The 18549-nt window shown below is 64.1% G+C and carries 20 protein-coding genes; 7 read left to right on the top strand and 13 right to left on the bottom strand.

Annotated features, from left to right (window positions below; all coding sequences use genetic code 11):
* Positions 1-69: 69 nt before the first annotated feature.
* Positions 70-486, bottom strand: coding sequence for an EVE domain-containing protein (locus tag AC3G7M_RS00390; protein ID WP_489213699.1), 417 nt, complete (start codon positions 484-486; stop codon positions 70-72).
* Positions 487-496: 10 nt separating this feature from the next.
* Positions 497-790, bottom strand: a complete 294-nt coding sequence (locus tag AC3G7M_RS00385; RefSeq protein ID WP_489213697.1) for a YciI family protein — start codon at positions 788-790, stop codon at positions 497-499.
* A 209-nt stretch (positions 791-999) separates the two neighbouring features.
* Between AC3G7M_RS00385 and AC3G7M_RS00380 the strand changes: the two genes are divergently transcribed.
* A complete protein-coding gene (locus AC3G7M_RS00380) occupies positions 1000-1104 on the top strand; it encodes a DUF1674 domain-containing protein (protein WP_489213696.1) in 105 nt (34 codons plus the stop codon).
* Positions 1105-1161: 57 nt separating this feature from the next.
* On the opposite strand, the gene dnaQ is transcribed toward AC3G7M_RS00380, so the two are convergent.
* The 5 genes from dnaQ to AC3G7M_RS00355 all read right to left on the bottom strand — a co-directional run bounded on the left by dnaQ (position 1162) and on the right by AC3G7M_RS00355 (position 4503).
* A complete protein-coding gene (gene dnaQ, locus AC3G7M_RS00375) occupies positions 1162-1863 on the bottom strand; it encodes a DNA polymerase III subunit epsilon (protein ID WP_489213694.1) in 702 nt (233 codons plus the stop codon).
* Positions 1860-2447: a dephospho-CoA kinase gene (gene coaE, locus AC3G7M_RS00370; protein ID WP_489213693.1), complete on the bottom strand. Its 588-nt coding sequence runs from the start codon at positions 2445-2447 to the stop codon at positions 1860-1862. The genes dnaQ and coaE overlap by 4 nt, the downstream gene beginning before the upstream one ends.
* A 24-nt stretch (positions 2448-2471) precedes the next feature.
* Positions 2472-3329 carry a shikimate dehydrogenase gene (locus AC3G7M_RS00365; protein WP_489213692.1) on the bottom strand — a complete coding sequence of 286 codons (858 nt, stop codon included), beginning with the start codon at positions 3327-3329 and terminating at the stop codon, positions 2472-2474.
* Positions 3330-3345: 16 nt separating this feature from the next.
* Positions 3346-3873 carry a protein-export chaperone SecB gene (gene secB / locus AC3G7M_RS00360; protein WP_489213691.1) on the bottom strand — a complete coding sequence of 176 codons (528 nt, stop codon included), beginning with the start codon at positions 3871-3873 and terminating at the stop codon, positions 3346-3348.
* Between the two features lie 87 nt (positions 3874-3960).
* A complete protein-coding gene (locus AC3G7M_RS00355) occupies positions 3961-4503 on the bottom strand; it encodes a histidine phosphatase family protein (protein WP_489213690.1) in 543 nt (180 codons plus the stop codon).
* A gap of 161 nt (positions 4504-4664) precedes the next feature.
* On the opposite strand from AC3G7M_RS00355, the gene AC3G7M_RS00350 reads away from it, so the two are divergent.
* Together AC3G7M_RS00350 and mltA are read left to right on the top strand one after the other, a co-directional pair.
* The gene (locus AC3G7M_RS00350) at positions 4665-5354 is read left to right on the top strand and encodes a Tim44/TimA family putative adaptor protein (protein ID WP_489213689.1); all 690 of its coding nucleotides are present in this window, start codon (positions 4665-4667) and stop codon (positions 5352-5354) included.
* A gap of 17 nt (positions 5355-5371) precedes the next feature.
* Positions 5372-6586, top strand: coding sequence for a murein transglycosylase A (gene mltA / locus AC3G7M_RS00345; RefSeq protein WP_489216111.1), 1215 nt, complete (start codon positions 5372-5374; stop codon positions 6584-6586).
* Here the strand turns inward: mltA and AC3G7M_RS00340 are convergent.
* Complete coding sequence (locus AC3G7M_RS00340; protein ID WP_489213687.1) at positions 6526-7818, bottom strand: MFS transporter; 1293 nt, start codon at positions 7816-7818, stop codon at positions 6526-6528. The two genes, mltA and AC3G7M_RS00340, sit on opposite strands and share 61 nt — an antisense overlap.
* 299 nt (positions 7819-8117) lie before the next feature.
* Between AC3G7M_RS00340 and AC3G7M_RS00335 the strand changes: the two genes are divergently transcribed.
* Complete coding sequence (locus tag AC3G7M_RS00335; RefSeq protein WP_489213685.1) at positions 8118-8681, top strand: hypothetical protein; 564 nt, start codon at positions 8118-8120, stop codon at positions 8679-8681.
* A 10-nt stretch (positions 8682-8691) separates the two neighbouring features.
* Here the strand turns inward: AC3G7M_RS00335 and AC3G7M_RS00330 are convergent, their stop codons facing one another.
* From AC3G7M_RS00330 to tyrS, 3 genes are all read right to left on the bottom strand, one after another.
* Positions 8692-11922, bottom strand: coding sequence for an error-prone DNA polymerase (locus AC3G7M_RS00330; protein WP_489213684.1), 3231 nt, complete (start codon positions 11920-11922; stop codon positions 8692-8694).
* 84 nt (positions 11923-12006) lie between these two features.
* Positions 12007-12321, bottom strand: coding sequence for a hypothetical protein (locus AC3G7M_RS00325; protein WP_489213683.1), 315 nt, complete (start codon positions 12319-12321; stop codon positions 12007-12009).
* Between the two features lie 2 nt (positions 12322-12323).
* Positions 12324-13571: a tyrosine--tRNA ligase gene (gene tyrS / locus AC3G7M_RS00320; protein ID WP_489213682.1), complete on the bottom strand. Its 1248-nt coding sequence runs from the start codon at positions 13569-13571 to the stop codon at positions 12324-12326.
* Positions 13572-13640: 69 nt separating this feature from the next.
* Here tyrS and AC3G7M_RS00315 point away from each other — a divergent pair, with 69 nt between their 5' ends.
* The 3 genes from AC3G7M_RS00315 to AC3G7M_RS00305 all read left to right on the top strand — a co-directional run bounded on the left by AC3G7M_RS00315 (position 13641) and on the right by AC3G7M_RS00305 (position 16184).
* The gene (locus AC3G7M_RS00315; protein ID WP_489216109.1) at positions 13641-14696 is read left to right on the top strand and encodes an anhydro-N-acetylmuramic acid kinase; all 1056 of its coding nucleotides are present in this window, start codon (positions 13641-13643) and stop codon (positions 14694-14696) included.
* A 197-nt stretch (positions 14697-14893) separates the two neighbouring features.
* On the top strand, positions 14894-15358 hold the full coding sequence (locus AC3G7M_RS00310; protein WP_489213681.1) for a hypothetical protein: 465 nt from the start codon (positions 14894-14896) through the stop codon (positions 15356-15358).
* A gap of 127 nt (positions 15359-15485) precedes the next feature.
* Complete coding sequence (locus AC3G7M_RS00305; protein ID WP_489213680.1) at positions 15486-16184, top strand: pirin family protein; 699 nt, start codon at positions 15486-15488, stop codon at positions 16182-16184.
* A gap of 84 nt (positions 16185-16268) precedes the next feature.
* On the opposite strand, the gene xylA is transcribed toward AC3G7M_RS00305, so the two are convergent.
* A complete protein-coding gene (gene xylA, locus AC3G7M_RS00300) occupies positions 16269-17591 on the bottom strand; it encodes a xylose isomerase (protein WP_489213679.1) in 1323 nt (440 codons plus the stop codon).
* Positions 17588-18499, bottom strand: coding sequence for a slipin family protein (locus AC3G7M_RS00295; RefSeq protein WP_489213678.1), 912 nt, complete (start codon positions 18497-18499; stop codon positions 17588-17590). The genes xylA and AC3G7M_RS00295 overlap by 4 nt, the downstream gene beginning before the upstream one ends.
* Positions 18500-18549: the final 50 nt, after the last annotated feature.

The raw sequence follows: 18549 nt of genomic DNA, 5'->3' as shown, positions 1-18549 counted from the left end.
GGGCTGTAACGTCGAGTCAATCTTCGTGAGGCGAAGACGTCAAGCGCGTGCCCAGCAGAGGTTAAGCCGTCACCCCCTCCACCCGCCAAGTTTGCAGATATAATCCCAGTGATCGGCACTGACGGGCGCCACAGACAGGCGCGACAGGCGGACCAGGGCCAGATCGGTCAGAACCGGATCTGCCTTGATGGTGGCGAGCGTCACGGGTGACGGCATCGGTCCCACGGCTTCCATATCGACCGCGACCCAATCGCCGGTCTCGGCGGAAGGATCGGGATAGTATTCCCGCACGATTTGCACGATTCCAACAATTTCGCGGCCGATATTGGAGTGATAGAAGAAGGCTTTGTCGCCCAGCTTCATCGCTTTGAGGTTATTGCGGGCCTGATGGCTGCGCACCCCGGTCCAGGGCTCGATTCGGTTCGCCACCTGCTGATCCCAGCTGAAGGCATCTGGCTCGCTTTTGATCAGCCAATAGGCAGTCATCGCGCCTGTCCTATCCAACCCGCACGGCGTCTTTGTAGACCGTCCGGTAGGGGGTTACGGTCACGCTCTGGAACAGGCCAACCTTGGCATAAGGGTCCCCGGCGGCAATCGCCTCGGCTGCTGCCTGGCTCTCAGCCTCGATGATGACCAGGCTGCCGATCGCCTTGCCGTCCGCATCCAAGAGTGGTCCCGCAATGACAAGCTGGGACAGGAAGCCGTCCAGATAGGCCAGATGCGTGTTTCGCGTCGCGGCACGCAGGGCGAAACTATCGGGCTTGTCGAGATTGCTGATCGCAAAAAGCATGACCTGATCCGTCTCCTGTAAGGCGCTGGCAGTCTAGACGAGCTGCTGCCGCCTTCAAACAGGCCGGCGCCTGCGGCAAAAATCAGTGCGGTCCGAGGCGCGGGACGACTTGTTGCGGCGGTCGCGGTGATTATTTTAGATCCATGACCCAATCAGACCCAAGACCCGCGCCGCAGGACACCCCTCCATCGCCGCAGGATACGCCACCCGTGGACCCGAAGGCGGCCATGCCGAAGGAAATTGGCGGTCCCGCTGGGCCCGAGCCGACCCGCTTCGGCGACTGGGAAAAGAACGGCCGCTGCAGCGATTTCTGATCGCGACTAAGCGGCCGTGCATCCTTCAGCCAGTAGTAGGGTGGGCTTAAGCCCACCCTACGCGTGCATCTCTGCGCCCGCGTCCTTCAGCCAGATCGGATTTTTCAGCTTCTGAAGGAAGGTGGCGTGGCGTTGCGCCTCCGCCACGCTCACCAGAATGGGGCGGGAGACGCGTTCGGCCTTGGCTTCATAATGAGCGATCGTCTGCCCACCCGCTTCCACCGCAAGCGACAGGCCGCGCTGCCGACCCCCGGTCAGCTCGATATACACCTCGGCCAGCAGCCGGCAGTCCAGAAGCGCATTATGCGAGGTGCGTTCCGACAGATCGATGCCGAACCGCCGGCAGAGTGCATCAAGGCTGTTCGGCATGCCTGGAAAGCGCAGCTTTGCCATCGCCAAAGTGTCGACCATCCGATGGCCGCCCAAAGGCGGCAGGCCGCACAGCTTCAATTCCCAGTTGAGGAAGCCGAAGTCGAAAGGGGCGTTATGCGCCACCAGCATTTCGTCCCCGCCCATGAAATCCATCATGTCGGCAGCAATCGCCGCGAACAAGGGCTTGTCCTTGAGGTGGTCGAGTGTGATGCCATGGACGCGTATCGCTTCCTCCGGGATATCCCGTTGAGGGTGGATGAGGCGGTGGAAAAACGCCCCCGTCGGCAGATCATTGACGAGTTCGAGCGCCGCGACCTCAATCACCCGGTCGCCCGTCTTCGGATCAAGGCCGGTGGTTTCGGTATCGAAGAGAACTGAGCGGGTCACGTCCGAAGCTCCTGAATCAGCCTTATAATCCGCGCCTGGGCATGGCGGCGCGAGAGGCCGGTGCGGATGACGACATCGGCCCGCCGGCGCTTTTCCGAATCGGGCATCTGGCGCGCGATGATGGCTGCGATTTCCGCCTCCGTCATCCGGCCGCGCTGCCGCAGGCGGTTTTTTTGATTGGCGGTGGAGGTCGATACCACCAGAACGACATCGACATCCGGGTTAGGGGCGTTCTCCAGCAGCAGCGGAATATCCAGCACCGCGATGCGCGCGCCCTGGCGGCGGCAGCGGGCCAGAAAGGCACGGCGGGCGGCGCGAACACGGGGATGGATGATACGTTCCAGCACGCGCCAGCCGGACGGATCGGCCATCAGCGTCGCGCGCAGCAGACGGCGATCGACCGCACCCTCGCGGACGCTTCCCGGGAAGGCTGCCTCAATCGCGGCCACCGCCGCACCGCCACGGGCCTGCAGGCGGTGAACTTCGGCATCGGCATCGAAGAGCGGGACATGGGCGCGACGGAACTGCCGGGCAGCCGTCGATTTGCCCATGCCGATGCCACCCGTAAGCCCGATGACCTTCAAGACCTGCGATTGTCCCTGTTTTCGTCAGATTTGGTCTGATGAGCGGCGCGGCAGCAGGTCGGCCGCGACGAAATCATATAGCGCGTCGTCGACAACCGGTGTCAGTCCGAACCAGGCTGCAAAGCCCGGAACGGCCTGATGCAACAGCATGCCGAGGCCGGGGGCCGTCTTCAAGCCGCATGCGCGCGCAGCGGCAATGAGGGGTGTTTCCAGCGGCACATAGACGATGTCCGAAACCGCAGCCCCGGGCGTGGCACGGCGCAAATCGAGCGCGAGTGCGCCATGGCCGGTCATGCCGAGTGAGGTCGTATTGACGATGAGCGCCTGGTCGGCGAGTGCGTCATCCCGCGTCTCCCACGGGATGGTGCGGCAGCCGGGCACGGCCGCGGCCAAGGCCTCAGCCCGCGCCCCGGTGCGGTTGGTGAGCGTCACCGAAACGTCAAGGCCGCGCAGCGCCGCCGCAATGGCGCGGGCGGCGCCACCGGCGCCCAGCAGCAAAGCCGGGCCCGCCGCCGGGTCGATGCCATGCTGGCGCAGATTTTCCAGGAAACCGATGCCGTCGGTATTGCGGCCAGTGATGCGGCCGTTCTCGAAGACAAGGGTATTCACCGCCCCGGCGGCATGGGCGAAAGGATCGACCCGGTCGCAGACCGCAAAGGCCGCTTCCTTATGGGGAATCGTGACATTGGCGCCGGCGAAGCCCGCCGCCACCAAGCCGCGCACGGCTGTTTGAAAATCGGCGGGCTGCACGGCCAAGGGCAGATAGGCGCCGTCGATGCCGTGCCGTTCGAGCCAGAAGCCATGCAGCCTGGGCGAGCGGGAATGCGCGACGGGCCAGCCGATGACCCCGGCCAGCCGCGCCTGCCCTGAAAGGATCGGCATCGGTGCCGATCCGGCCTCAGGCGTTACCGGTCTGGCCGACCGTGGCCGCGGCCTGGGCGCGACGGTGATGCCAAAGCGCCAGGAAGTCGATCGGGCCGAGCAGCACCGGCGGGAAGCCGCCATCGCGGGTCACATCGGCCAGGATATTGCGCGCGAAGGGGAATAGCAGGCGGGGGCCTTCCACCATCAGCACCGGCTCGACCTGATTGTCGGGAATGCCGTTCAGCGTGAAGATGCCCGCATAGGAGAGTTCCGCCAGGAAGACGACGGGCGAAGAATCGCTGCCGTTGGTAGACGCCAGTTCCGCGGGCTTGGTCGCTTCGACGCGGGCGACGAGCGTCACTTCAAAGACGAGCTGGTCTTCCGCCAGGCGCTTCACCTGCACGTCGAGATTGACGGCGACCTGCGGGGCGGAGCGCAGGATCGAATAAATATGCGGCGCGCCGGGAACCTCGAAGGACAGGTCCTTCACATATTGCGCATTGACCACCAGAGGGGCGGCAACGGCTTGGTTGGCGGCGGCTTCGGGGGCTTGCTGAGACATGATCTTCTCTCTTGGTCTATCTGCGCTGCCCTAGCATCGAGGTGCGTCTTGCGCCAGGGCAGCGGCTGAATACGGTATCGGAATGGGTCAGAGATTGTCTGTGAAATCGGCGTCCGGCTCGACCACCACCCATTCGCAATTGGTTACGCTCCGTCCCGTCATGGCGAGAATAAAACCCCAATGGCTGACGACGAGGGTTTCATCATGATCGGGCTGGGCCGCCATTTCGACATGAAATTGTCCGGCCCGCGCCAGGGTGGCGCGCTCGCTTTCGGTCTCGGCCGGCCACCAGACATCGGGCAGGTGGGCGAAGTCATGCTCTGGCCAGGCGCTGCGCAAATGCGAGACCGGCCGGCCGATATCGCAGGAATAGGCATAGCGCTCCCGCACCAAGGGCGAGATCGTCACGGGCAGGCCGAAGCGGCGGGCAAAGGGCGCGGCGGTCTGCAGCGTGCGGGTATAGGGTGAGGCGATGATCCGGGTAATGCGGGCATCGGCCAGCGTGCGGGCGGCGGCCTCCGCCTGTTCCAGGCCGAGCGCTGTCAGCGGCGCATCCTCGATTCCAGGGTCGATGCCGGTCCCGGCAAACCGGACGTTGAATTCACTTTGGCCATGGCGGATCAGAATCATGCTAACCTTATAGACGTCTCTGTGGCCCAGACCATCCGGGTCGGCGGGGAGACCGGGGCTCTGCTTCTGCGCGGTCTGTTGCGATGCAACGGGCGGCGGCCTATGTCTTCCTGCATTGGCATGGGTGAAGCCGTTCGGCCACATCCCAAGGTTGGGGTTTTATGAATTTTTCCGGCGGGTTTCCTGTCGATCTGGTTCTGTTCGGCTTGATCGCAGCCTTTTTGGTCTTGCGGTTGCGCAGCATTCTTGGCCGTCGCACCGGGTTTGAGGGGCGGGCTCGCCCTGCTTCCCCGGTCGGGCCGCGCGGCACCGCCCAGCCACGGGATGCCAAAGGCCCGGTGATCGACGGGCGGGCCGAGCCTGTGGCGCCCCGTCCGGTGCGTCCTTTGCCTGACCTTGCCTCGCCGCTCGGCGAGCAGCTGCGCCGCCTGCGCACAGTCGATACCGGTTTTGATGCTGCCCGTTTCCTGGAAGCGGCGGAGAACACCTTCCGCACCATCGTCGCGGCCTTCGCCGCCGGTGACCGCGTGACGCTCCGCTCCCTGCTGACGGACGAGACCTATCGGGCCTTTGAGACGGCAATCGCATCGCGGGAGACTGCCGGGGACACCCAGCGCACCGAGATCAAGGACATCACCACAGCCGCGATCGTCGCGGTCGAACTGACGGGCACGGTCGCCGATATCACGCTGCGCTTCGTCTCCGATCAGGTGAACCTGACGACGAACAAGGACGGTCAGCCGGTCGCCGGCGCTGACGCCCTGACCGAGATTACCGACGTATGGACCTTCGAGCGCGATCTGGCGGTGCGTGACCAGACTTGGCGCTTGGCCGCCGCCCGTAGCGCTTGAGGTTTCCCGTGCGGCGGATGAAGACGTGGCGGGCAACGCTCGCCGGTGTGTCGTTGGCAGGGCTCTCGGCCTGTGCCGTGCCAAACGGCGCGCCAGGCGGACCAGCGACGCTCCAGCCCGTCGCGATCGGCCAATTGCCCGGATGGTCTGCTTCCCGGCCGGCCCAGGCGCTGGCGGCCTTCGTCGCCAGCTGCCAGCGCATCCAGTATTTTCCACCCGATCAGGCGCTGGGTGGCGCGGGAATTGCCGCCTCCCTCGGCGGTAAGGCCGGTCTGTGGGGTGGGGTTTGTTCCGCTGCCAAAAGCGTACCGATTGCCGATGACGGGGCCGCCCGCAGCTTCTTCCAGACCTATTTCCAGCCCTATCTGGTGACGCAAGGCGGCAGCTCGACCGCCAAGATCACCGGCTATTACGAGCCCGAAGTGCAGGGTTCGGCGACGCGCGATGGCGCCAATCAGACGCCGCTTCTGGGTCTGCCGCCCGATCTCGTGACGATCGATCTGGGTGCTTTCGAGCCTGAAAAAGCTGGCAAGACCGCGATCGGCCGTCTCGATGGCAACCACGTTGTCCCCTATTACGATCGTTTTCAGATCGAGAATGGCGCGCTTAACCCCGATAGTCTGGCGGTCGCCTGGGTGGCTGACCCCGTCGACGCATTTTTCCTGCAGATCGAAGGCTCCGGGCGGGTCGATCTGCCGGACGGCAGCGTCATGCGCGTGACCTATGCCGGCAAGAACGGCCGTCCCTATGTGCCGATCGGCCGCATCATGGTGGAGCAGAAACTGCTGGCCGCGAATGACGTGACCGAGCAGAGCATCCGCGCCTGGCTGGAGGCGCATCCCGAACGCGCCCGCGCCATCATGGACAGCAACCCGTCCTACGTCTTCTTCCGCACGGCGCCGCAATTGCCGGACGCGGCTGGTCCGCCGGGTGCGCTGGGCGTCAGCCTGACGCCGGGCCGGTCCATTGCGGTTGATAAACACTTCCTGCCGCTGGGTGCTCCGGTCTGGATGGTGACGACCGATCCCGTCACCCATGCGCCGCTGGAACGGATGACCGTCGCGCAGGATCTGGGCTCTGCCATCACCGGACCGCTGCGCGCCGATCTGTTCTTCGGCTCAGGTGCCAAGGCCTCCGTCGGTGCCGGGGCGATGAACGCGAGCGGCGCGCTTTACGTGCTGCTGCCGCGGCCCGTGGCAGCGTCGCCCGGTGCCGCCATTCCCGCGTCCTGACCTGAAGCCGCGCTGCTGACCGGCGGCGGTTCGTCCAGGCTTGCGACCTGCGTCGGCGCAGCGCGCGCAGGGATGAAGGCGCTTTCGGTCGGCACGCCCGCGCGGCTGCGCATGCGGAACAGGGTAAAGCCGGACAGCGCGAGTAGGAAAAAGGCGAGAAAGAAAAACAGCGCGTTGGCGCCGGCATGGGTCATCACCACGCCGGCCAGCAGCGGCCCCGCGCTCGCTCCCACGGCCCAGGCAAAGAGCAGCCCGCCGCTGGCCGCGACATAGTCAGACCGCGCAACGCGGTCGTTCGTCTGCCCGGCACCCAGGCCGTAAAGCGGGGCCGTCACCCCAGACAGAACCGCGCCGAGCCCGATCAGGACCCAGAAGGCAGAGCCGCCGAGCAAGGCAAACAGCAGGCAGATGATAACGGCGAGGCCAAGGGCCGCGACGGTGATCGGTCGCCGCCCGTAGCGGTCGGCGGCCATGCCGACCGGATATTGCACCAGCAGGGCGGCGACCAGGGCGGTTGAGAGAAAGGTCGGGATCTGATGGGCGGTGAAGCCGTGCCGTTCCAGATAGACCGGTACCAGCGTGTAGAAGGCGCCGTTCACGAACCCCGAGGCGAGAACGCAGGTCGTGCCCATGGGGGAGATATTGAACAGCCGCACCAGGCCGATGCGCCGGCGTTCACCCAGTGGTGGGTTGGAGACCGGCGTCAGGGCCATCGGCAGCAGGGCGGTCGCAAAGGCAAGGCCGACCATGACCAGAGAACGGTCGGCCGTCTTGAGCAGGGAATAGGCCATCGGCCCGAGCGCCGCCCCGCCCCAGGAGACGAGAAGGTAGGCGCCGAAGGTGCGGCCGCGGCTGGCATTGTCGGTCTTGTCGTTCAGCCAGCTTTCGGCGACCAGAAACATGCCGGAGAGCTGCCATCCCATGATGAGACGAAGCGCGGTCCAGACCAGCGGGTTATGCGTCAGCGTCATCAGCAGCGCGCAATCCGCCGAGAGCGCCAGGAAGACCGCGAAGGCGCGGATATGGCCGACCGCCCGCACCAGCCTCGCACAGGTCAGCGTGCCAAGCAGGAAGCCTACGAAATAGCCGGAACCGACCAGGCCGATGGCATTGGCCCCAAGCCCATTCGCCGCAAGGTCGAGCGGAATGAGCGTCGTCATCATCCCGAGCGCCACTTCCGCGATCAGGACACCGAGCAGTACAGGCACGATGGAGGCGAGACGGGCGGACACGGCAGCTCCTGCGGCGGCGAGGGATCGGTCCAGGCTTTATGGCGGCCGATCATGTCGGGCGTACGGCAGAAAATGCACGTCAGCCACACCCGACGGCGTTTCGGTCTGGCCGCCCTGACATGGCCGCCGGCAGACACGGAGAGCACGTCACAGTTTGATCTATATCATATCGATCATGCGATGGTACTGATATCAGTCCTATCCTGGCCAGGAGATGGCTCGGGTCTTATTTGACTTGGCAATGAAATCACAAACTTAACAACATTATTCTGCTTCCATGCGGAGCAGGGGAGTTCGCCATGTCCATGTCTAGTGAGGTTGGTCTGAATCCGACCCCGGCGGACCAGCGCAGAGACGAACCATGGCGACAGGATGTTTTCGGGCTTCTGCGCATCCTGTTCGGCTTGGTCTGGGCGATCGATGCGCAGTTCAAATGGAGTCCCTCCTTCCAAACCGGCTTCGTCAGCTATCTGACCGGCGCGCTCGACGGGCAGCCACCTCTGGTCAAGGCCTGGATCGGCCTTTGGGTGAATGTCATCAACGTCAATCCGCATGTCTTCGGCGTGATCGTCGCCTTGGGTGAATCGGCTCTGGCCATCGCCCTGATTTTCGGTGTTTTCGTCAATATCGCCTCGCTGGGCGGCATTCTGCTGACCCTTGTCATATGGTCGACGGCCGAAGGCTTTGGCGGTCCCTACAAGGCCGGTTCGACGGATATCGGAACCGCCATCATCTATACTTTCGTGTTTGTCGCTCTGTTTCTGTCGCGTGCGGGATTGCAGTTCGGGGTCGATCGCTATCTGACGCCGCGTCTGGGGCGCTGGGGTTGGCTCGCCTCCGGGACTTTCGGCCGCAAAGCGTGACTCCGGTTTCCTAGCGAAAGTCCCGGGTCGGCACGCGCAGGCCGCGCGGCGGGCGGCCTGCACCCTCCCGCGGGTCCGGTGCGCCGCCATGCTTGGCCTCATCCCCGCGGCCCGTGTGCCGCGGGAATCCGATGTGCGGATCAGACAGGCTGTCGAGCAGCGGGGACAGGTTTTCGACCCGCTCGGCGATCAGGTGAATAACCTCGCCTTCCTTTTGCACGCGGCCATGCACGGCCAGCATCCGGCCGCCGAGGATGACAGGGCGATTGGCCTCGAAAATATTGGGCCAGACGACGACATTCGCGAAGCCCGTCTCATCCTCGATCGTCACAAAAATGACTCCCTTCGCGGAGCCCGGACGCTGCCGCACCAGGATGAGGCCGGCGAGCGTCACCCGCCTGCCGTCGCGCAGATGCGCCAGATCGGCGCAGCGGCGCATGCCTTGGCGGTTCAGCACGTCGCGCAGAAAGGACACCGGATGCGCCCGCAGCGACAGACCCGTACTGCGATAGTCTTCGACCACGTCACGCGGGGCGGTCATCGCGGTCAGCGCGACACCCGGCTCCTCTGTGCCGGCCGCCCGCGCCGCAAACAGCGGCAGGGCGCTGTCGGCCAGCCCGCGGATGACCCACAGCGCCCGCCTGCGGTCCAGGCCGAGATCCTGGAAGGCGTCGGCCGCGGCCAGATGTTCCAGCGCAGCCCGGCTGAGGCCGGTGCGGTCGGCCAGATCCTCGGCCGAGGTGAAAGGCGCCGCGTCCCGCATCAGCAGAAGCTGTGCCGCATCGGCATTACCCAGACCCTTGGCCATGCGCAGCCCGAGGCGCAGCGCGTGGCGCGGTCCCGCCGTCATCTCCAGCGTGCAGTCCCAGCGCGACTGCAGGACTGAGACGGGCCGGATCTCCACCCCATGCCCCCGCGCATCTTCGACGATCTGCGCCGGGGCATAGAAACCCATCGGCTGGCTGTTGAGCAGCGCCGCGGCAAAGACATCCGGGTGATGACACTTCATCCAGGCGCTGGCATAGGCGATTAGCGCAAAGCTCGCCGCGTGGCTTTCAGGAAAGCCGTAGGAGCCGAAGCCTTCGATCTGGCGGATCGTGTTTGCGGCGAAGTCTTCCGGGTAGCTGCGATCGCGCATGCCCTGGATCAGCTTGTCACGGAATTTGGAGACCCCGCCTGTCATTTTGAAGGTGGCCATGGACCGGCGGAGCTGGTCGGCCTCCGTCGGCGTGAAGCCCGCGCAATGAATTGCGACCTGCATCGCCTGTTCCTGGAACAGCGGCACGCCCAGCGTCTTGCCAAGCACGCGTTCCAGCTCCGGGGAAGGATAGGGAAACGCCCGCTCGGGATGTTCCTGCTGCTGCTTCCGCCGCTGCAGATAGGGATGCACCATGTCGCCCTGGATGGGGCCCGGGCGCACGATCGCCACCTGAATGACGAGATCGTAGAAGGTGCGGGGCTTCATGCGCGGCAGCATGGACATCTGCGCCCGGCTTTCAATCTGAAAGGTGCCGAGCGTATCGGCCTTCGCAATCATCCTGTAGGTGGCGGGATCTTCCTGCGGGATGGTAGCAAGTGTCCGCGTTTCGCCCTTATGCTCGGCCAGAAGATTGAAGGCGCGGCGCATGCAGCCCAGCATCCCCAGACCCAGCACATCCACCTTCATGAAGCGCAGGACGTCGATATCTTCCTTGTCCCATTCGATGATCTGGCGATCCTGCATGGCGGCTGGCGCAATCGGCACCAGGTCATCCAGCCTGTCCTCTGTCAGCACGAAGCCGCCAGGATGCGTGCCCATCTGGCGAGGAAAGCCAATCAGGTCGCGGGAAAGCTCCAGCGTCAGGCGGATGCGGTCATCAGCCAGGTTGAGGTTGATCTGGCTCGCGTCCTCCTCTGAAATGCCGTCGTCCGACCAGCCCCAGACCTGACCGGAGAGCGCGGCCGTGACATCCTCGGTCAGCCCGAGCACTTTGCCGACATCGCGCACGGCCCCGCGCGTGCGGTAGCGCATGATGGTGGCGCACAGCGCCGCGCGATCCCGCCCGTAATGGTCGTAGATCCATTGAATGACGTCCTCGCGCGCCTCATGCTCGAAATCGACGTCGATATCGGGCGGCTCCCGCCGCTCGGCGGAGAGAAAGCGCTCGAAGAGAAGATTGCTGGCGATGGGGTCGATTTCGGTAATGCCAAGCACGTAGCAGACGGCGGAATTGGCGGCCGAGCCACGTCCCTGGCACAGGATGCCGCGGCTGCGGGCAAAGCGGATGATCGTATGCACCGTGAGAAAGTAAGGTGCGTAGTCAAAGCTACCGATCAGGGCCAGTTCGTGCTCCAGCTGCGCGGCAATCTGGGCTGAGAGACCTTCCGGGTAGCGCCGGGCCACGCCTTCGGTCCAGACCAGCCGTGTCAGCGTGTCCTGCGCGCTTTCGCCCACGACGGTCGTCTCGGTCGGATATTGATAGCGGATGGCGGTGAGGTCGAATTGGGCCGTTGCCGCCAGCGCCTCGGTGTTGCGGATCGCTTCCGGGTAGGCGCGCAGCAATCTTGCCATCTCCTCCGGCGACCGCAAATGGCGGTCGGCGAAGCGTTCGCGCAGGAAGCCCACATTGTCGATCTGGCGATGCTCACGGATCGCCGTCACCACATCCTGCAACACCCGGCGTTCGGGCGTGTGATAGAGCACGTCGCCCGTCGCGATGAGTGGCACGCCCGCGGCACGCCCAGTGGCCGCCAGGCGGTGCAGGCGCAGGGCCTCACTGGGCAGGCGGCGCGGCGACAGGCTGAGATAGGCGTCCCGGCCAAAACAGCCGCGCAGCCAGGACAGATGCTGGGCGAGATCCGGCTTGTCGGCATCGGCCAGGGAAATTGCGATCAGGCCTGGCCCCCAAGCCTCCAGATCGGCCTGATGCAGATGGCAGCTGCCGGCGCGCTCGGTGGCTTTGAAGCCACGCGCTTTGCCGATCGTCAGCAGGCGGCAGAGATGGGACCAGCCGGCGCGGTCCTTGGGATAGACAAGCAGCGAGGGCGCGTCGGTGAAATCAAGCCGGCAGCCGGGAATGAGCCGAAGTTCAGCCTCGGATGCGGCCTGATAGGCGCGCACCATGCCAGCGACGCTATTGCGGTCTGTCAGCGCGATCGCCGCGTAATCCTGGGCGTGGGCGGTCGCGACCAGCTCCTCCACATGGCTTGCGCCGCGCAGGAAGGAATAGTTCGAGGTGACCTGCAGCTCCACATAGGACATGGAGGCAGGCTACAGCATGTTCCTGTTTTGTTCGAGTCTCGGCCAGATCACTTTGATCCGGCTTCGTGCCGTGAATCTGCGGCGCTACTTCAGCTTCGCGAAAGTCTGAGAATCCTTATTGGCCTGCATCAGCATGGAAAAGCTCGGGATGGTCTCGAAGCCCAGGCCGCGCGGCGGGCCGTCTTCCTCGTCGGGCTCGATCGCGGCATAGGCTGCGCCTGCAATCTTCTCCCATTTATTGCCGGCCGGCTTTTTCACTTCCAGATTGGCGACCGTCGCCTTCAGCACGATGCGCACGATCGCTTCCTTATGGGCGCGCGGCTTGGTCAGGCTGAGATGGCCGGCAATCATCTGCCAGCCGTTCTTCAAGGCCCAGTCGGTGATTTCGTCCTGAGTCATGGTCAGCCCTCTGCGCGGATAAGTTTGTGCTGTTTTTTGCCGGCCGACAGTTTCAGCGCGCCGTCGCGCAAGTCCGTCACTGAGACGATCTGCGCTTCTTCCGTGAAAGGCACGTCGTTCAGGCGCGCGCCGCCGCCGCGGATCAGGCGGCGGGCCTCGCCATTGGTGGCCGCCATGCCGGCCTGGACCAGCAGCGCGAAGGCCGGGATGCCGGCCGCAAGCTCGGCCGTCGGCACCGTCACCGTCGGCAGCGTATCGACGGCCGCCCCTTCCTCGAAAGCCCGGCGCGCCGTCTCGGCCGCTGCCAGCGCGGCGTCACGGCCATGGGCAAGTGCGGTTGCCTCGGTCGCCAGGATCTTCTTCGCCTCGTTGATCTCGGCGCCGCCGAGCGCCTCAAGCCGGGCAATGTCATCCAGCGGCAGATCGGTGAAGAGTTTCAGGAAGCGGCCGACATCGGCATCCTCCGTATTGCGCCAGAACTGCCAGTAGTCGAAGGGCGAGGTGCGTTCGGCCGTCAGCCACACGGCGCCCTTGGCGGTCTTGCCCATCTTGGCGCCTGAGGCGGTGGTGATCAGCGGGGCGGTCAGGCCATAGACGGTCTTCGCATCCGTGCGGCGGACCAGATCGACGCCCGAGACGATATTGCCCCACTGGTCAGATCCCCCCATCTGCAAATTGACGCCATAGCGCCGGTTCAGCTCGCGGAAATCGTAACTCTGGAGAATGGAATAGTTGAATTCCAGGAAGGTGAGTCCCTGTTCCCGGTCCAGCCGGGATTTCACGCTGTCGAAGGCGAGCATGCGGCTGATGCTGAAATGCGGCCCCACTTCGCGCAGCAATTCGATATAGCCGAGCTTGTCCAGCCAATCGGCGTTATTGGCCATGACGGCATCGGCCGGACCGTCGCCGAAGGTCAGGAAGGGCTCGATATTGCGGCGGATGCCGGCGATATTCTCGGCGATGGTCGCATCCGTCATCAGCTGGCGGGCTTCCTCGCGGAAGGACGGGTCGCCGATCTTGGCAGTGCCGCCGCCCAGCAGCGCCACCGTCTTATGGCCATGCTTTTGCAGCAGGCGCAGCAGCATGATCTGCACCATATGGCCGACATGCAGACTATTGCCGGTCGGGTCGAAGCCGATATAGCCCGCGACGGAATGGCTCAGCAGCGCGTCATCCAGCGCCGCTTCGTCCGTGCATTGAAAAACGAAGCCGCGCGCCTTGGCTTCCGTCAGGAATCCGCTTTTCGTCATCGAGCCTATCCGTGCGTAACTTGAAAGATCGGGTTGGTGGGCTAGCACGAGACAGGAGCGGGCGAAATGCTGCGTGTGATTGGTCTGATGAGCGGAACCTCGCTTGATGGCGTGGATGCCGCGCTGATCGAGACCGATGGGGAGCGGGTGGGCGCCTTCGGACCCGCCTTGACGCTACCTTATGAGCCTGCCTTGCGCGCCGCCATCCGCGAGATCTTGGACCGGGCGCCCTGCCTCGCCGCCGATGACCCGCAGCTTCTGGCGGTGACGCGCCGGCTGACCGAGGTCCATGCCGAGGCTGTCCGGGCCTTGGATGCGGCCTATGACCTGATCGGCTTTCATGGCCAGACCATCCTGCATGAGCCGAAAGCGCGCCGCACCTGGCAGATCGGTGACGCGGCCTGGCTCGGCTCCGTCCTCGGCGCACCCGTCGCCTATGATTTCCGCTCGGCCGATGTGGCAGCCGGCGGGGAGGGCGCGCCGCTGGTGCCGCTCTTCCATGCGGGCCTCTCGGTCCATCTGCCAAAGCCACTCGCCATTCTCAACATCGGCGGCGTTGCCAATGTGACCTTCCTCGGCGCGGATGGGACGATTGCCGCCTGCGACACCGGGCCGGGCAACGCCCTGCTCGATGATTGGATCTTTCACCACAACGGAGCGGCCTTCGATGCCGATGGCAGGCTCAGCCGAAGCGGGACGGCGGATGAGACAGTGGTCAGGCTATGGCTGAGCCATTCCTATTTCGAGAGGGAGCCGCCCAAATCTCTTGACCGACTCTCCTTCCACGCATTGCTGGATGACATCCAGCACATGTCAGCGGCGGACGGCGCGGCTACTTTGGTGGCGTTCACTGCCCGCGCTGTGGCCGCAACCCGATTGCCGGAGCTGCCGCGCCAATGGCTGGTGACGGGCGGTGGGCGGCGCAATGCTGCGATCATGGCGGCTTTGTCGACCGTCCTGGATGTCCCTGTAAATCCAGTCGAATCAGTCGGTTGGGATGGAGATTTTCTGGAGGCGCAATGTTTCGCCTATCTCGCGGCGCGTGTCCAGCGCGGCTTGCCGCTTAGCCTGCCGATGACGACCGGCGTGCCCCAGCCCATGCGCGGCGGGCAGATTCTGCCATGAGTTATGATCATATCACGTATAGGTGAGGCGATATTTTAGGTCATTAAAACATTTTTGGTATGAATACCATGCCGGCTGAGCCAGTTCCGCTGGGCCGTGCCCGGTCGTATCTCCAGAACAACAGATCGCGATGGCTGAAACTCATCGCTCCCAGGGGCCGTAATTGGCTCGATGGTTCAAAAATTTTGGAGAGTAAAATGAAAAGCATTCTGATGGCTGCGGTTGCTGCGGTGACCCTGGGGCTGACCGGCGCGGCGATGGCGAGTGATATCTCCGCAAAGCAGCCTTCGACCAACGGCAATACGCAGGTTATCATGCCGAACCAGCAGGCCGGCTATCTCGCCCGCAACGAGAGCGTCGATCCGCAGCAGCGTCCGGCCTACCTCGCTCGCAATGAGCAGGTCTCGCCGCAGCAGCGCCCGGCCTACCTCGCCCGCAACGAGAGCGTCGATCCGCAGCAGCGCCCGGCCTACCTTGCCCGCAACGAGAGCGTCGATCCGCAGCAGCGCCCGGCCTACCTTGCCCGCAATGAGAGCGTCGATCCGCAGCAGCGTCCCGCTTACCTCGCTCGCAATGAGCAGGTTTCGCCGCAGCAGCGCCCGGCCTATCTCGCTCGCAACGAGCAGGTTTCTCCGCAGCAGCGCCCGACCTATCTCGGTTAATACTTCGGAAGAATTCCGTAACTCTTTTCAAGAGACAGTGAATTCGCAAAGGCCGGTCCTAGGACCGGCCTTTTTGTTTTGAGGTTGGGCGATCTTCGGTGGCATTGTTCCCTGTAGGGAGAACGCCATGATCGACATGAGGCCTTACAGGACCTTGGGCGGCGGGCATCACGGCTGGCTCAAGACCCGCCACCATTTTTCGTTTGCCGATTACGAGGAAGAAGAGCGGGACAGCTGGGGTGCGCTCAGCGTCTGGAATGATAATGAGATCGCACCAGGGTCTGGGTTTCCCGCTCATCCGCACGCCAATATCGACATCATAACCTATGTGCGCCAGGGCGCCATCATTCATGACGACAGCCTTGGCAATAGTGCCCGGATGGACGCGGGGTCCGTGCAGGTTCTCAGCGCGGGCAGCGGCATTCGCCATTCCGAATACAATGCCGATGGCGTTCCCGCGCATCTGTTTCAGATCTGGATCAAGCCTGAGCAGAGCGGCGGACGGCCGAAATGGGCAGGCCGCCGCTTTCCGACCACCGACCAGGCAGGGCAGTTTGTCGTTCTCGCCAGCGGATTTGAGCAGGACCAGGGTGCTGCCCCCTTGCGCAGCGGCGCACGGGTCTTGGGTATTTCTCTGAAATCCGGTCAGCGTGTCGAATATTGGCCCGAGCCTCACCGCCATCTCTATCTGGTGCCGGCCAGCGGTACCGTTCTGATCAATGGCATCCATGCCGCCGCGCGCGACGGGATCGCGGTCGCCGACGAAGAGCGGCTGACATTGGAAGCCTTGGAAGATTGCGAAATCGTGATGGTGGACGCGCCTTAAGCGGTCAAACGCATTCGGCGCTCAGCCTCATACGTGGAAAGACGGGTGCCGGGGCGCGGCTTCTCCGCACCCCGGCGTCTTCGATCACAGATAGCGGTTGACGAGGTTTTCCAGATATTCCTGGCGACCCGAGCGCGGGCTCGGATTGATGCCGCGCTGATCGACGAGGCTTGCCAAGTCTTCCAGGCTGCGCTCGCCCTTCAGGATCGCCTGGTTCTCGGGTGCCTTCCAGCCGCTGTAGCGGTCGGCTACGAATTGCGGCAGCACGCCGTCTTCGATCATATCGGCCGCCATCAGCAGGGCGCGGGCGCAGACATCCATGCCGCCGACATGACCGATCAATAGATCGTCGGGTTCCAGCGACTGGCGGCGGATCTTCGCATCGAAATTGCAGCCACCCGTGGTGAAGCCGCCGGCGCGCAGCAGGTGATAAAAGCCGAGCGCCATGCCCGTCGGGTCATTCGGGAACTGATCCGTGTCCCAGCCGGATTGGCGATCGCCGCGATTGACGTCGAGCGAGCCCATGATGCCAAGCGCGACGGCGGTCGCGATCTCATGCTCATAGGTATGGCCGGCGAGCGTTGCGTGATTGTCCTCGATATTGACCTGAACTTCCTTTTCCAGGCCGAAGCGCTTCAGGAAGCCATAGACCGTCGCGACATCATAATCATACTGGTGCTTGGTCGGCTCCTGCGGCTTCGGCTCCACCAGGATCGCGCCCTTGAAGCCGATCTTGTGCTTGTAATCGACCACCATGGAGACGAAACGGCCGAGCTGCTCGGTTTCCTGGGCCAGATCGGTATTGAGCAGCGTCTCATAGCCCTCGCGGCCGCCCCACAGCACGTAATTGGCGCCGCCCAGGCGGTGCGTCACGTCCATCGCATGCTTCACCTGGCCAGCGGCATAGATGAAGACATCCGGGTCAGGGTTGGTGGCCGCACCCGCCATAAAGCGGCGGTTGGAAAAGAGGTTGGCCGTGCCCCAGAGCAGCTTCACCTTTTCCGACGCGATTTTCTCGGCAAACAGATCGGCGATCACATCCAGATTGCGGTTGCTCTCGGCCAAGGTCGCGCCTTCCGGCGCCACGTCGCGGTCATGGAAGCAGAAGAAGGGCACATCGAGCAGACGGAACAGATCGAAGCCGACTTCGGCCTTGTGGCGGGCCAGCGCCATTTCGTCCGTCCCGTGCATCCAGGGCCGCAGGAAGGTTTCGCCGCCGAAGGGGTCGCCGCCCGGCCAGGCCAGCGAATGCCAATAGGCGATGGCGAAGCGCAGCTGCTCTTCCATTGTCTTGCCCAGCACGACGCGGTTCTTGTCATACCAGCGGAAGGCGAGCGGGTTGCGGCTCTCCGGTCCTTCAAAGCGGATGGGCTCCGCCTGGGTGAAAAAGCGAGCAGCTTCGGTCATGAACGATCCTCTTTTTGCGCGGCCGGGTCTGGGTCCGGCTCAGCATTGTTCATACCATTTCCGCCTGTGCGGGCAACTGCAGTGCGCAACCCGCCGAGGGCGGAGGCGAGATCGGTCGGGATGAGGATGGTCGTGCCGCGGTCCTTGTTCATCTCGTAGACCAGGTTCATCTGCCGAAGCTGCAAAGAGACGGGGTCGGCCGCGTAGATGCGGGCGGCTTCGCGCACCATGCGGGCGATGCCAATCTCGGCCGAAGCCAGCGTCTCCCGCGCCTGCTTTTCGCGCTCGGCCTGGGCCTGCCGGCTCATCGCATCCTGCAGTGACGCTGGAATGGCGATGTCCTTGATTTCGACGGAGGTGATTTCCACGCCCCAGACCGCCGTCTTCACGCTGATCGTTTCGCGCAGCTCCTCATCGGCGGTCTTGCGGTCGGACAGCAGCTGGGTGAGGTCGTGGCTGCCGATCGTCTCCCGCAGGCTGGTCTGGGCCACACGCTCGACCGCCAAGCGGTAATGCTCGATAGCGGTCGCAGCCTGCATCGGGTCCAACACGCGCCAGAAGACGATAGCGTCCATGGCGATGGAGACGGTGTCCCGCGTCAGTGCTTCCTCCGCCCTGATTTCCGTCGTGCGGATGCGCAGATCAACAACCGTCGCGATGGTTTCCAGAAAGGGGATGAGGGTGAACAGGCCAGGGCCGCCCAGGCCCCGGTAGCGCCCCAGCCGCAGAATGATGGCCCGGTTCCACTGATCGGTCATCTTCAGCCAGGATGGGATGGTGACGGCGCCGAGGACGAGGATGACCGCAATCGCCACACCGAAGGCTGCCGCACCAGTGGCTTTGACGATCAACCCCGCGGCGACCAGCAGCAGAACCGAAAAGACATAGGCGATGGGCGGGGCGTTCATTCTCTGTTTCCTTCCGCGGCCGAGGTTCAGAGATAGAGGGTTTTGCTTGC

It is taken from the genome of Acidisoma sibiricum, assembly GCF_057837225.1.
This window is presented reverse-complemented; position numbering and strand designations above follow the sequence as displayed.